Here is a 14,913-nt window from a genome sequence, read left to right on the forward strand (position 1 = left end):
CCACCACCAAAGCCACCGCCTTGACCGCCACCAAAGCCACCGCCTTGACCACCACCAAAGCCTGTACCTTGTGCACCACCAGCAGGAGCACCAGCAGGACGTGGGTTACGCGCAGGAACAACCGTAGAAATAGCGTGTTTGTAAACCATTTGGCTTACAGTATTTTTTAACAGAACAACATATTGGTCAAAAGATTCAATATGACCTTGTAACTTAATACCGTTTACAAGGAAGATAGATACAGGAATACGTTCTTTACGGAGAGAATTCAAGAACGGATCTTGCAAAGTTTGACCTTTAGACATGTTATACAACTCCAAAAAAATATTAAAAATCAGCGCAAAAAACTATCTTTATTTTTCAATTAAAAATTATAAAAAAGACAGTATGTAAATTTTGCTTTATCCGTAACAGTTTCGCAAGTCTTCTTGAGCCTGCTTTATTGTTAAATATGTTTTAAATTTATGCGACTGTTGCAAAGATCTTAACCAAGTATATTGACGTTTGGCAAGTTGTCGTGTCGCAAAAAGGGCTTTATCCTCCATTTCTTTCTTATTTTCGAGACTTTTGTCGCTTTTTAATAAAAAATCTAAGGCTTGCCTATAACCGACTGATCTCATTGAAGGTAAATCACCCAATAGATCGTATTTTTCAATTAGTGATTCAACCTCATTTAAAAAACCGATTTCCCACATAATTTCCAAGCGTTTTTCAATCCGCTTGTGTAATTCTAACCGATCTGGCAACAAAGCATAATTATGAAAAGTGTAACGATATGGTAAATTTTTAGGTTGTTCTGCTTGTAATTTGGTAATCGGCTGCCCTGTAATACGAAATACTTCCAGTGCACGAATAATACGCTGCTTGTCACTTACCTTGAATTTCTCACCTGCAAGTGGATCCACTTTACATAAAGAAGCGTAAACTGACTCCCAACCCTCTCGATCACCCTGTGCTTCAATTTCAGCACGAATTGCATAATCCGCACTTGGCAAATTACTCGATAAGCCCTCTAGCAAAGCTTTGAAATACAACATCGTACCTCCGACCAAAATCGGGGTTTTTCCTTTAGCATGTATCTCATCAACCAACCTAGTTGCATCTTCTACAAATTGCGCAGCAGAATACACTTCTAACGGGCTTATAATATCAATCAAATGATGCGGATACTGCGCCTGCTCAGCTTTACTTGGTTTCGCTGTCCCAATATCCATATCTCGATAAACCAATGCCGAGTCAACAGAAATCAATTCAAAATTGCCCTGTTCATATAACTCACATGCTAAAGCCGTTTTACCGCTGGCTGTAGGTCCCATCAAATTGATGACAGGCAATTGATTCGACATTTAGGTTTACTCTCCTCGAGCAAAAAGTTTATCTAGCTGAGCCAATGGAAATGCACGCCAAGTCGGTCGCCCATGGTTACATTGACTCGCAAATTCGGTCTGCTCCATTTGACGGAGCAAAGCATTCATTTCAGAAAGGCTCAACAATCGATGTGCACGCACAGCACCATGGCACGCCATACCCGCCAAGATTTGATCACGCTTTTGTAACAACCCGCGCACCTCATCTGTTGGATCCAAATCATTAAGTAATTCAGGAATCAAAGCAGAAAAATCAGCTTTGTGTAAAATCGCTGGTACACCACGAACAATGACTTGTTCATCACCATATTGATCAATTTCCAAACCCAAGCGTGCTAAAGGTTCTCTCAAATCTTCTACTCGAAGTGCCTGCATCCGATTCACATTAACTATTTTCGGAATCAACAATTGCTGTGATATCCAAAATTCAGGATTTTCCCAAGCAGATTTCATTTGTTGTAATAAAATCCGCTCATGTGCAGCGTGCATATCGACAATAATTAGGCCTTCCGTATTCTGTGCCAAAATATAAATGCCGTGTAACTGTGCAATCGCAATACCCAAAGGATGCTCATCTACTCGGGGAGCCATATCATCCACCACAATATCATCAGTGGACTGACCAACTGCTCGTAATGGCGCTAGATAACTCTGTAAAGCTGCAGTATTTACTGGTGATGCAGGATTGACTCGATACGCTTTGGTGTCTTGCGCTACATACTGCACAGCTTGTTGCGGTTGTGAAGATTCAAAGTCTGTTAATATGGCTACGGACTCTGACACAGGTGTTGATTCTGCTGTGCGATGCAACTGAAACTGCTCTTGATAACGGGGTTGCTGTATATTTATTGGGCTTGCTTGCTCGACTTTCAATGCTTGCGCTAAATCTGCACTCGCAGTTTGAAATTGGGATAGCGTGTCTTTTGCAAAATGGCGTACAAACTCATGAACTTCACGTTGATTCAGAAAACGGATTTCATGCTTAGTTGGATGAACATTGACATCGATATTTTCAGGATCAACTTCTAAAAATAACAAATATGCAGAGTGTTGATGTCCGTGTAAAATACCATCATAAGCCATGCGTAAAGCATGAGAAATCGTTTTATCTTTGACAATCCGTCCATTGACATAGACATACTGTAAATCTGCCTGTGCTCTTGCATCCGAAGGATGCCCCAACCAACCACTCAAACGCATATTGACGCTGTCTGCATCAATCCAATAGGCATTTTCTGTAAATTGTCGTCCTAACAATTGTTGTACCCGCTGAAAGCGTAGTGCACCACTATCGGCAACGGGCAAATTCAAACGAATATTATTGTTATGCTCCAACACAAAACGAATATCAAAATGAGTAAGGGCTAAACGACGCACAATTTCTTCGATATGGCCGAATTCTGTACCTGGTTTTTTTAAGAATTTTCGGCGCGCAGGGACATTAAAAAATAAATCCTGCACCCGAATCTGTGTACCGCGTGCTGCTGCTACTGCTTGAATTTGTTGATGTTGAAATGCAGTGCCATTCACTTCAACCTGATAACCAACACCATCGTCTACTTGGCTACTGGTCAAGGTTAAACGCGAAACCGCTGCTATCGATGCCAATGCTTCACCACGGAAACCTAAACTCACAATCGCGTGTAAATCTTCAGCAGTTTGAATCTTACTGGTGGCATGGCGCATCACCGCCAAAGATAAATCATCGGAATGAATACCTCGACCATTGTCGATAATTTCAATCAGCGTACTACCGCCTTGTTCGACCCGAATAATGAGTTCTGTTGCGCCTGCATCAATTGAATTTTCAAGCAGCTCTTTAACCACAGAAGCTGGACGTTCAATCACTTCACCCGCAGCAATCTGGTTGGCAAGCGCAGGATCTAAGGTATGAATGCGGCGTATAGGAACTTCATCACGCATGTTGAAATGCCTGTTCAAGTGCTTTATAGAGCATTTCATCTTGAAAGCTTAATGTTGCCTGACGCGATAATTCATCTTCAGACTTTAAAATTTCAATAGTGAAATCGGCAGCTGGAATTTCTTCACCACCTTTACTTGGCCATTCAAATAAAAATAAAGCATTGGGTGTATCCAAATAATCGCGAATACCCATTAACTCAAGTTCATAAGGATCATTCAGTCGATACAAGTCAAAATGAAAGACTTGTTTGTTCTGAATGCTATATGGTTCAACCAAGGTATACGTTGGACTTTTTACTGAACCTTGATGACCAAGTTGTTGCAACAAATAACGGGTAAATGTCGTTTTTCCTGCACCTAAATCGCCAATTAAATAAATCACACCCTCAGTAAAATATTGTGCAACCACGCGCGCAAGTTGCTGGGTATCTGCTTCAGAGTTTAGGGGCAAATGAAATGAATACGACATATGACTCACAGCATGATTCAAAAGTAGAATTATGATAGCATCGCCACGCTCTTAATACCTATGCAATGCATACGAAATGTGTATTTTTAATACAGCACATGCATTCTGCCAACCTGTTGTGATTGATATCTTATGACTGCGCATGACTTTGTTCCGCCGATGATTCGCGGTGTAACTGCAAGCAAACTGTTCTTACCTGCTTTACAACCTGCGCCACAGCGTTTGTACGATTATCTCTGCCAACAGTTTGCGCATATTTCAGCACAAGAGTGGCAACAGCGTTTTCAAGACCAATTGATTTATGCAACTGACGGTACAATTCTAAGCCTAGATAGCGAATATCTTGCCAATCAACATATCTATTACTATCGTTTTTTAGCACATGAAATTCATATTCCATTTCAGCATCATATTTTGCATGAAACAGATGATCTATACCTTATCGATAAACCACATTTTCTGACCATGAGTCCAACAGGTCAGTATGTGCAAGAAACCCTATTGGTTCGTTTAAAAAATCAAACAGGCAATCCTGATTTAACACCAATTCATCGTTTAGACCGTGAAACTGCTGGACTGGTTTTATTTTCTAAGCGTCCAGAAACACGTGGCATTTACCAACAAATGTTTGCTAATCGCGAAGTTAAAAAGACCTATCATGCAATTGCAGCCTATCATTCCGCGCTTGAATTCCCACAAACTCTCCGCTTAAGAATGGACAAAGGGCATCCGTTTTACACCATGCAAATTGTAGAGGGCGAACCAAACAGTGAAACGCAGATTGATATTTTGGAACACAATGCTCAATGGGCTAAATATCTACTAAAACCCGAAACAGGAAAGCAGCATCAATTACGAGTTCACCTGAATCATTTAGGCATTGCCATTCAAAATGACCCTTTCTACCCAACCGTTCAGCATAAATCTGATGATGATTTTTCCCACCCATTACAACTACTAGCCAAACGAATTCAATTTACAGATCCTGTCACAGGCAAACCTATGGACTTTTCATCTCATTTTGAATTGACACTGTAGCTTGTTTGTCATTACAAAAAATAAAGTTTTCAATTCAAAAATATTGAAATTACAATAAAATTGATTAAAATGAGGGCTAAAAGTTCAATCTTCAAATTTATAAAAATCATGAGAAAAACCGAAGTTTATCAAATTCGTCTCGATTCACAGGAAAAGAAACAGGCCTTTGCTGTCTTTAAACAATTGGGGATTACGCCAGCCCAAGCTGTGCGGCTCTTTTTCAAACAAGTTGTATTGACAAAGTCTATCCCCTTTTCTATTGAAAATCAGAATATCAATTTAGAGCAATTGATTAAGTTAAGACGGCTTAAACAAGAGCAGAAAACCACTGCTGTTACACATGAAAGTGATGACACGATAAACAGCGTTCAATCTAGCGAAGAATTTCTTATGGATGATGACCATCTAGACTTATTTGAAGAACTCAATGCAATCTTGGGTGAAAGTGATAAAAATTAACCCTGTTGCATTTTTATACATTATTTAAATTTTTTCATTTAAAAACTTAGGTATGCTTCATGCAATGACAATAAAAAATGCATGGAGCAATCAATGATTGTAAAAAAAGCCACATTAGATGACCTCAATCAACTTGCAGTTTTATTTGATGAATACCGTCAATTTTATGGTGCTTCTTCTAATTTAAATCTTTCCCAACATTTTTTAAAAAAGCGTTTCGAAAACCAAGAAAGTGTCATCTTTATTCACGTGAAAGATAATGTAATTACAGGTTTTATTTTGCTTTATTTAGGTTTTTCTTCTGTCGCCTGTTCAACCTACTATATTTTGGACGATGTCTATGTAACACCCCAATTCCGTCGTCAAGGCTCAGCCAAACAACTGATTGATACTGCCATTCTGTTTGCACGACATGAAAATGCGCTTCGTATTAGCATAGAAACGCAAAAAACCAATCGTGAATCTCATCGACTATATGAAGCTATGGGTTTTATTGCTGATAATGAATTTAGAACCTATCACTGCTTTCTTAAATAGTTTCTCGGGTACGAGCTAGCGCTATCTGCTCAGGTGTCAAATAGATCCATTCGCCCTCTTTTAGCTCAGGACACTCTAACGCACCAATTTGTACGCGATGCAGTTGTTCAACTTTATTACCCACCGCAGCTAACATTCTTTTTACTTGATGATAAACACCTTGATGAATGGTCATTTGCAATTCACATGTCGCCAACTGCTGTACATCTGTAGCTGCAAAAGTGCCTTGTTCATTGCGTAATTCGACACCCTGTTCAAGCTGCTCAATCTGTTCAGCGGAAATTGGATCTATAGTTTGCATCCGATAAACTTTGCCCACATGCTTTTTGGGATGGGTTAATGCTTGAAGAAATTGACCATCATCCGTGAGCAGCAATAAACCCGTAGTATCCTGATCTAAACGCCCAACGCATTGTAATCCACGATTCAACAGTACATCATCAAACAAATCGAACACACTAAAATGATGTGTAGCTTGATGAGAACATTCATAGCCCGCAGGTTTATTCAGGGCAATATAAACATTTTCTCGATATTGATAGTGCTTTCCATACACCTCGAAAACTAAGTTTTCCAAATTCAGCTTTTGCTTAGGATTTTGCATAATGTCTTGGTCAATGCAAACAGCTCCAGATTTAATCAATTGTTGGCAATGCTTACGCGAACCAAAACCTTGAGATTGCAACATTTTTTCCAAATACATAATGTAAGACCTGACAACAGACTGCAGCATTTTAAACAATTTTCGACTTTTCCGCTGATTTTCTCGATGTGATCGGCAAAAAATCGCTACAATAGTTGCATTTTCACACATTCTCCCTGGGTCTCATGCCTAATTTAGATCTAAATTTGCTTGTACTACTGGTTTTATTGGCTTGTGGTATTTTCAGTCACAACTCTGCTGTCACCATTGCTGCTGGTGTACTGATTGTCTTCAAAATTACCCCCCTAAGTGAGTTTTTCCCGCTATTACAACAACATGGCTTAAATATTGGTATTGTTATTTTAACCATTGGTGTTTTGACCCCAATTGCCAGCGGCAAAATTCCCGGCGAAGCTATTCTTAAATCCTTTTTAAGCTGGAAATCATTACTGGCGATTGCCATTGGTCTTTTTGTTGCTTGGTTAGGTGGTCGCGGTGTAAAACTCATGACCCATCAGCCAAATGTGGTCGCAGGATTGCTCATTGGAACCGTTGCTGGAGTTGCCGTGTTACGCGGGGTGCCCGTTGGCCCTTTAATTGCGGCAGGCGTACTGTCATTATTTATAGGACAATCTTAGTCCAATTCAATTTTGCGTAATGATGCAATCTATAAATTGCATCATCACAGCAAACTGCATTAATGAAATTAAGACAAATAGTATTGATGACGCTTCTGTGAAAATTTATCCAACTGTTTCAAGAAACCTTCAAAATAAGTTTTCTCTTTTTCTTCAATTCGATACCCTGCATATAAAGTACGGCGTAGACCTTTTTCAGACACACAATCCAAACGGCGCGACGTTACCCAACCTTTTTGCTCATATTCATTTACAACCCAATCTGGTAATGCCGCAATGCCACGCCCACTTGCGACCAATTGAATCAACATCTGAGTTAAATCCGTGGTACGGATCTGTTTAGGCTGAATATTCGCTGGAATGAATAATTTTGACATAATGTCTAAGCGATGTTTATCTACAGGATAAGTAATTAAGGTTTCTTCTGCTAACTCTTGTACCGTAATTCTTTCGGAACGCACCAAAGGATGTGTATTGGATAAGACTAAACGCGATTCATATTCAAAGATTGGAAAGTAATCCACGCCTTTCAAAGCAATTGGATCGGCAGTAATGAGTAAATCAAACTCCCCATTTTGCAATAATTCATGCGGATTGGCTTCGAAGCCAGAAGCAAAATCTAAATCGACATCTGGATATTGCTGGCGATATTGATTTAAAAGAGGCATTAACCAATCAAAACAGCTATGACATTCTGATGAGAAAATAATACGTCCTGTTTGACCATGCACAATCCGCGTAATGTCGGTTTGTGCAATTTGAATTTGTGGCAAAACATCGTCTGCAAGCTTCAGCAAACGTTGTCCTACATTGGAAAATGATACTGGGCGACTACGACGATTAACCACCTCTACCCCATACCAATGATCCAACTCTTTTAACTGATGCGAAATAGCAGAAGGCGTCAAACATAAATCATTGGCGGCTGCAACCAAAGAACCATGTTCACGAAGTGCCAGTAGGGTTTTTAGATGTCGAATTTCAAGCATGTTTATTATCAGTCCGCAAAGATCAAAAGCTAAAATGTCAGCGCCATAGTTTAAAACGGCTTAAATGCTGTAAACCAAGAGAGCAAAAAAAGAGATTATTGATGTGATTTAATGTAAAACCACTAAATGAATTTAACTCATTCTATCATAAAATAAATTAGTACATTTCACCTTGAATACAATTTCAGTATTTGTTTATCTAAAGAAATTTATAATATTTGCCTAAATCCATATTAAAAATATGGCATCTTCTGCTTTGTGGTACTTATTTCTTAATCAAACACTTAATATTTCTATTAATTTGCATAGGGTATTTATTTCAAAATCTTATTATATACATGATTATATTAGGTAATTAAAAATATTAAACTTACAGACCTAAATTTAATCTATTCATCAACTCCATGAATTCCGAGTAAATGACTTAACATTATTCGTTCATTTCACCTATAATTAGTTCTTTCCCTCCCTCCCAATATTCCTATTAAAAATGATATTTCCGAGTTTAGATACGGCGACTGATCCTACGCCATCCTATCGCCTATTTTGGGTCATTCTGGCACTCGCCTTAGGTGGCTTTTGTATTGGTACAACAGAATTTGTCGCGATGGGGCTTATTCAAGAAATTTCACATAATTTGAATGTAAGTATTCCTGTAGCAGGACATTTTATCAGTGCCTATGCCTTAGGGGTTACAATCGGTGCTCCAATTATTGCAATCTTAGCAGCCAAAGTTCCGCGCAAAATCCTACTGATTGGGCTTATGCTTTTTTATGGTATTGCCAATGCCATCACTGCATTTGCCAATAATTATGAAAGCATGTTGCTGTCACGTTTTATTTCAGGTCTACCTCATGGCGCCTATTTCGGTATTGCAGCCTTGGTTGTGGCTGACTTTGCAAGTAAACAAAAGCGTGCTTCTGCGGTTGCCAAATTGATGATGGGCTTAAATGTAGCAACGGTCATTGGTGTACCCTTTGCAACATGGTTGGGACAACATTATGGTTGGCGATCTGGGTTTGAATTCTCAGCTTCAATTGCATTTTTAACAGTGATAGCGATTTGTTTTTGTCTGCCAAAAATTCAACTCGAGCATACTGCCAGTATTCAAAATGAACTCCGTGGACTTAAAAACACGCAAATGTGGCTAACTTTAGCTGTCAGCGCTATTGGTTTCGGTGGTCTTTTCTCAGTGTATAGTTACGTTTCACCAATTTTGACTGAATACACACATGCCCGTATTGAAATCGTCCCTTTTGCTCTTGCAAGTATCGGTTTAGGTTTAGTGGTGGGTGGTCTAGTTGCAGGCCATTTTGCTGATAGAAACTTAAATAAAGCAATTATTTGGGTACTTCTTTCAAATGCAGGTTCTTATATCATTTGTGCGCTCGCGATTGGGAATCTATATACCGCGTTTGCAGCATTATTCTTAGTCAGTTTTAGTATTGCAGGCTTAGGCCCACTGCTACAAACGCGTCTCATGGATGTTGCGGGTAATGCTCAGAGTTTGGCGGCTTCTTTAAATCATTCAGCCTTTAATATCGCCAATGCTTTTGGTGCTTTTCTAGGTGGTTGGTTAATTAGCCAAAACTTGGGTTGGCTCGCACCCATTTGGGTTGGTACACTGCTCAGTTTTGGTGGTTTAATCATTTTATTTTTCGCTTTTCAGCACGAGAAAAATAATCTAGTCGTTTCGGCATGTCATGAATCTATCTAACACCATACCTATGACGTGTGCATATGTGAAATAAGCAATGAAAGTGCTTGCTGCTTTCATTGCTTTACTAATCGCTTAGCTCTCAATTTTTAAATATTATTCAGGTAATTTTTTACCACAGTGTGGGCAATAGGCATATTGTTCACGTTCCTGTTTTAAAGATTCCTCTTTTTGCTCTCGAATCAACTGAAGAATAATATCTTGGGTCTGCTCTTGAGTGAGTCCTACTTCTTTACGTATTTCTTCGATCTTTTCTTTTTCAAGAATAAAATCAATATCACTGTTTTGAATCAATTCTCGAAATCTGAGTTCCAATTCTTGTTTGCGCAATTCAAGTTCATTTGCCAAACCATTGGCTAAAATACCCGCGGGTAAAGCCGCCAAGCCCACACCTAAAATGGTAATCAATGCCCCTAAAAAACGGCCAAGCGGCGTTACAGGGGTCACATCACCATAACCGACCGTGGTTAAGGTCACGACCGCCCACCACATTGATGCTGGTATTGAACTAAAGACATCGGGCTGTACCCGACTTTCAATCAAATACACACCTGCCGCAGCCATAATAATCATAATCACCAAGATAAAAATGACGGCTTGGAACGAACCTTTTTCACGTTCGATCACTCGCAATAAAATTTGTAATGAAACAAAATAGCGGGTCAGTTTTAATAACCGAAGTAAGCGTACAATTCGAAGGAAGCGTAGGTCGAAATGAACAAAGAAATTGAGATACGCAGGTAAAATAGCCAGTAAATCAATAATCGCCCCGCCACTTTTAACCCAATTTAAACGATTTTTCCAAGCTGATTCAAAACTGTCTGACTCTGCAACTGACCAGAAACGTAAAATATATTCCACAGTAAAAATAAAAATTGAAAAAAGTTCAAAATAATAAAAAAAAGTTTCGTAACGTACATAATATTGATGTACTGACTCAAGTAATACCGCAGCAGCATTACTCATAATGAGTGCTATCAGAAAATAATTAATCCCACGACTTAAGCGGGTTTCATAATCTTCATTGTGCAAATTGTTATAGACCAACTTGCGTAGCGTATACCATGCCGTAAATTTCATTACTGTTCTAAGTTATTCTTATCGCTTATAAATCAGTGTATATGAACTTTAAATCAAAGTAAGCAAGAATTCCTCTTGCCTACTCTTTTCTCTCATTTAAGTTTTATTCGATATAAAGCAACGCTAAGCGTACTTGGTCATAGCCCATACGCGGATTGGTTGCTTCCACAATTGGACGTAATTTAATAGCACCATCATCCGCAAAATGATCTGGGCTTTGACGCTTCTGTAAACGTTTATAGATTTTACGGACTTCCTCAACAACCTCTTCACCCGGATGCGCAACAGAAATATCCAAAGCTTGCTCTTTATGCAACCGTCCCAAATGATTAATAATAGTGGCAGGCGTGAGTCCACGTTCGCTTGCAATATCTTCTATGTCATAACCTGACTCAAAGAGTTCACGAGTTTCGTCCAAAGTTGCCGAGGCATAATTTTGCTTGCCCGCATTCCGAGCAATTTTCTTTTCATTTCGCTCAATTTCAACGTCATTCAACGTTCCACCACAATGGCGAATAAAAGCTTTATGTTGTACGGTTAAATCAGTTTCAGCAAAATTCGTTTCAGCTTCGGCAGATAGCTCCTGAAAACGGCGATCTGCTTTAATCGCAAGACTGTCTAATTCCAAAGCCTGCATGTTAAAGCCGAGTAGTTTTAAACCATTTAATGATTTTAACCGTGATAATGCGACATAACCTTGACCTTTTTCAAAGGTATGGCTCAAGTTTATTTCAGCTGCTGCCAAGGTCATACCTTGAGATTTATGAATGGTAATTGCCCATGCCAAACGCAATGGAATTTGCTGCAAACTAGCAATACTCTTCCCCGCTTCGTTATCAACTGACCACGTTTCTGGTTCAACCAATAAGACTGAACCATCTGTGAGTTTCACTTTGGGCAAAATGCCATGATCATCATCTTCTTCAAAACCTATAACCTCCCCTAAACTGCCATTGATATAGCCCATGTCAAAGTTGTTTTTTACAAACATCACTTTGGCATTCTTCTTCAATGTTAATGCTTCAGGCGCTCGTACAGAGGATTTCAGAGTTTCAATTAATTTATCATTACCATCACAGACCGCCATGAATTCATGACCTTGCTGCTCAATCGCATTTAAATGTTGAAAATTAATTGAATCAACATCCATGTTATGGGTATATAAACGTGTGAAAGTCTCACCAATATCTTGTGAACGCGTTTGTTCTAATACACGTATATGCTCCGAAGTAATACTCTGACTACGAATTGCGTTCAAAATATCATTCAGATAATCATTACCTTGACGATGTTGCTCGGTCAGGTAGCAAACACGGAACTTGGCTTCTACCCACGCTTCGGACATAAAGCAGAATTTATCCCGATTCAGCTCTTCTTTTTTACCAACGGGTGGCAACTGAAAAAAATCTCCAGCGACAATCACCTGAATGCCACCAAAAGCATCATCACTTTCTTTAAAGTATTTTAAAACCTGATTGACCAAATTCAGTTGTTTTGCATGCAACATCGAAATTTCATCAATAATTAATACCTGTGCATTTTCTAAATGTTCTTTGAGGTATTTGCGCTCTTTCATACGCTTAAGATCATCATCACTTAAGCTATCTTTAATACCAATACCCGCCCAAGTATGAATGGTCATGCCATTCATGTGCGTTGCAGCAATACCCGTAGAAGCGGTAATCGCAACAGGTACCTTACGCGCTTTCAAATAGTTGATGTACTGATTTAAAGTATAAGTTTTTCCTGCACCAGCCGAACCTGTAAGGAAGACATTTTCGCCAGCTTTAAGGAGCTTAAGTGCAGTTTCTTGTTTCATATGACCGATAACCAATAAATAACGGCTATAGCCTAACGAGTTTTGCATTAAAAGTTAAGTCTGAGAAGAAACACTGTTGTTTTTTCTTAGATCAATCCACTAAATTACAAAAGCTTATCCATCAATTTTAAAATGAAGCAAAATAGTTTTTTGTTAATGGGTTAACTCATATGAAGTCTATTTCTGTGCTGGTGAAAAATGTTCGTTAAACCATTGAATAAATTGTTCCGCAATCGTCACCAACAATTGCTCCGCTTTTTGATTATTAGGATACTCCAATTGATCAAACAATAATTTACCTGCCTGAATATGACAACCCAGCGTTAAAGACTGCGCGTAATGTGGCGAAGACATATGAAAAGCAACATATTCTCCTTGCATAATTCGTTCCGCATAACTCATAGCCAGACAATGATGAAATATATTCGACTCTTCAATAATGCGTTCAATTTGATGTAATTCCTCAAAACTCCAACCCGAATATTGCAAAATGGTTTGAGGGGATACGGCATTCCATGTATTCACTGCAAAATTTTGTTTTAACCGTGCCAAAATTTCATCTTTATGTAACTGCCGATGCCATTCTACGGCGTGGTGAAATAAACCAAGCCATGTACTATTTTTGGCAATTTCACGGTTTTCATTAAAACAATAAATCAAATAATCTCGAACATAAGCATCAAATACCGACACTCGTAAATTCTGATATCGTAAATAAAATAAAGCCCTAAACTCATTGACAGGGACATGATGCCGACGCAAGGTCCGATAAAACCCTCGATTCTGGTGCGTACTTGGATGCACATAATTTAATAGTTCTTGTGGTAAATCTTGCACAATATGATGTAAATGCAACATATATGCCTGCATGATGCGGCTAATTTTCTTGTACACCTGCTTGACTATGGTTTCATTCTTGCTGGCAACATTACGCAGTAAATTCATCCATTCATCCAAATATAAAATGGATGGGCTGATAGCAATACGCTGATCCTCAACGGTTTGCTGTTGCCCTTTCAGCACCACACTTTGATTATTTTGATGTTCAAACCATTGTTCTGCGGTTGCATGGATATCACAGCTTTGAATAAACATCCGCGCACAAGTATGTTGAAAATATTGCAACGTTAATAAAATAATACAGGGATGAATTTGACTGGTGTCAACAAAACTTAAAGCTGTCACTGCGACACGCACATGACTGTGTTGGATATGTGCACTTAACCAGTCCAATACCATCGCATCTTGCTTAAACAACCAATTCACGGTTCTGGAATAATCAAATATAGGTAAACGCGCGACTTTTTTTTGCCAGATCTGCGTATTTGGCTGCAAAAAGTTATGTTTAGCCAATAAATCATCTTTATGCCACAACTCGCGATTCATCAAGCGTACAAATGATAAGACATGTCCTTGCTGAACGGCATAAGGCTGTAGCAATGCAAAATCTATTTGATGATCAAGCAGTTCATCTAAATTAAATTTTTGTTCAAAAGTTAAAGTCGCTATCCGATACAGTGCTGAAGGTAAAAACTGCGCTGCACTGTGGCAAAGCTCATCATAACAATCCATGAGGCCCTGTAACGGTAAAAAATCTTCCCCATTCACAATGTGTAAAGCACAAAGCTGACTAAAATGTTGTTGTAATGCAGGATCCAAATCAGTTCCCATTTGTTTGGACTGGGCAAAACAAGCATATTTCGCCATTCCGAGTACCATTAAACGACGATCTAACAACTCAGCTTGAGCCAAGCTCATCTGATTTAAACATGCTACGACACGCGCAGGTCCATCCACCCACTGATAAATTTGTTTCGCAATAAGTTCACGTAATTGCTGTGCTTTATTTTTAAGAAATAAGGAGTGTTGTTCATTCAATTGATCAGTCAAAAAACCGACATCATTCAAAAAGAAATCTTCAAGTAATTCTGCATGTTGATCTTGATAATGGAAGTTGTATTGAATAAAAGCAGTCTGTTGATTTTGGACTAATTCAAAAGTGAGATAAAACATCTCATTCATTATATAGATGGTATGTTTTTCTTGATCTATCCGAAACATATTTTGTGCATTAATATCCCCCAAGGTTTGCCATTGTTGATGCTGCATGGCGATTAAATCTGAAGAAAAACCCAGAATCAATTCGGCAATTTGACGATGTTGCGGTATTAAACGCTCTTGTTCCATACACGCCCCCTCATTCTACTTTTGTATAATGCTTCTATTTATTGTAA

At 38.8% G+C, this 14,913-nt stretch carries 14 protein-coding genes; 5 read left to right on the plus strand and 9 right to left on the minus strand.

Annotated features, from left to right (window positions below; translation table 11 throughout):
* The 4 genes from hfq to tsaE all read right to left on the minus strand — a co-directional run.
* Positions 1-305, minus strand: a 305-nt coding sequence (gene hfq / locus E0H94_RS16490) for an RNA chaperone Hfq (protein ID WP_131327494.1), incomplete at its 3' end; no start/stop codon positions are given.
* Positions 306-401: 96 nt separating this feature from the next.
* A complete protein-coding gene (gene miaA / locus E0H94_RS16495; protein WP_131327495.1) occupies positions 402-1,346 on the minus strand; it encodes a tRNA (adenosine(37)-N6)-dimethylallyltransferase MiaA in 945 nt (314 codons plus the stop codon).
* 6 nt (positions 1,347-1,352) lie between these two features.
* Positions 1,353-3,290, minus strand: coding sequence for a DNA mismatch repair endonuclease MutL (gene mutL / locus E0H94_RS16500; protein ID WP_131327496.1), 1,938 nt, complete (start codon positions 3,288-3,290; stop codon positions 1,353-1,355).
* Positions 3,283-3,759: a tRNA (adenosine(37)-N6)-threonylcarbamoyltransferase complex ATPase subunit type 1 TsaE gene (gene tsaE, locus E0H94_RS16505; protein WP_131327497.1), complete on the minus strand. Its 477-nt coding sequence runs from the start codon at positions 3,757-3,759 to the stop codon at positions 3,283-3,285. Before tsaE ends, mutL begins: the two co-directional genes overlap by 8 nt.
* Positions 3,760-3,891: 132 nt before the next feature.
* Between tsaE and E0H94_RS16510 the strand changes: the two genes are divergently transcribed.
* The 3 genes from E0H94_RS16510 (at position 3,892) to E0H94_RS16520 (ending at position 5,793) form a co-directional block, all read left to right on the plus strand.
* The gene (locus E0H94_RS16510) at positions 3,892-4,797 is read left to right on the plus strand and encodes an RluA family pseudouridine synthase (RefSeq protein ID WP_131327498.1); all 906 of its coding nucleotides are present in this window, start codon (positions 3,892-3,894) and stop codon (positions 4,795-4,797) included.
* A 108-nt stretch (positions 4,798-4,905) separates the two neighbouring features.
* Positions 4,906-5,256: a type II toxin-antitoxin system RelB/DinJ family antitoxin gene (locus E0H94_RS16515; RefSeq protein ID WP_131327499.1), complete on the plus strand. Its 351-nt coding sequence runs from the start codon at positions 4,906-4,908 to the stop codon at positions 5,254-5,256.
* A 93-nt stretch (positions 5,257-5,349) separates the two neighbouring features.
* Positions 5,350-5,793: a GNAT family N-acetyltransferase gene (locus E0H94_RS16520; protein WP_131327500.1), complete on the plus strand. Its 444-nt coding sequence runs from the start codon at positions 5,350-5,352 to the stop codon at positions 5,791-5,793.
* Here E0H94_RS16520 and E0H94_RS16525 read toward each other — a convergent pair.
* Positions 5,786-6,496, minus strand: a complete 711-nt coding sequence (locus E0H94_RS16525) for a pseudouridine synthase (RefSeq protein WP_131327501.1) — start codon at positions 6,494-6,496, stop codon at positions 5,786-5,788. The two genes, E0H94_RS16520 and E0H94_RS16525, sit on opposite strands and share 8 nt — an antisense overlap.
* 125 nt (positions 6,497-6,621) lie before the next feature.
* On the opposite strand from E0H94_RS16525, the gene E0H94_RS16530 reads away from it, so the two are divergent.
* Complete coding sequence (locus E0H94_RS16530) at positions 6,622-7,074, plus strand: DUF441 domain-containing protein (RefSeq protein ID WP_131327502.1); 453 nt, start codon at positions 6,622-6,624, stop codon at positions 7,072-7,074.
* 68 nt (positions 7,075-7,142) lie between these two features.
* Here E0H94_RS16530 and E0H94_RS16535 read toward each other — a convergent pair whose 3' ends face one another.
* Positions 7,143-8,063 (minus strand): LysR family transcriptional regulator, encoded by a 921-nt coding sequence (locus E0H94_RS16535; RefSeq protein WP_131327503.1) that lies wholly within the window; start codon positions 8,061-8,063, stop codon positions 7,143-7,145.
* Between the two features lie 490 nt (positions 8,064-8,553).
* Between E0H94_RS16535 and E0H94_RS16540 the strand changes: the two genes are divergently transcribed.
* Positions 8,554-9,780: an MFS transporter gene (locus E0H94_RS16540; RefSeq protein ID WP_131327504.1), complete on the plus strand. Its 1,227-nt coding sequence runs from the start codon at positions 8,554-8,556 to the stop codon at positions 9,778-9,780.
* A 96-nt stretch (positions 9,781-9,876) separates the two neighbouring features.
* On the opposite strand, the gene E0H94_RS16545 is transcribed toward E0H94_RS16540, so the two are convergent.
* The 3 genes from E0H94_RS16545 to E0H94_RS16555 form a co-directional block, all read right to left on the minus strand.
* Positions 9,877-10,860 (minus strand): ion transporter, encoded by a 984-nt coding sequence (locus E0H94_RS16545; protein WP_131327505.1) that lies wholly within the window; start codon positions 10,858-10,860, stop codon positions 9,877-9,879.
* 103 nt (positions 10,861-10,963) lie between these two features.
* Positions 10,964-12,679: an AAA family ATPase gene (locus E0H94_RS16550; protein ID WP_131327542.1), complete on the minus strand. Its 1,716-nt coding sequence runs from the start codon at positions 12,677-12,679 to the stop codon at positions 10,964-10,966.
* A gap of 177 nt (positions 12,680-12,856) precedes the next feature.
* On the minus strand, positions 12,857-14,866 hold the full coding sequence (locus tag E0H94_RS16555) for a hypothetical protein (protein WP_131327506.1): 2,010 nt from the start codon (positions 14,864-14,866) through the stop codon (positions 12,857-12,859).
* Positions 14,867-14,913: the final 47 nt, after the last annotated feature.

Source organism: Acinetobacter sp. ANC 4173 (assembly GCF_004331255.1).
GTDB lineage: Bacteria > Pseudomonadota > Gammaproteobacteria > Pseudomonadales > Moraxellaceae > Acinetobacter.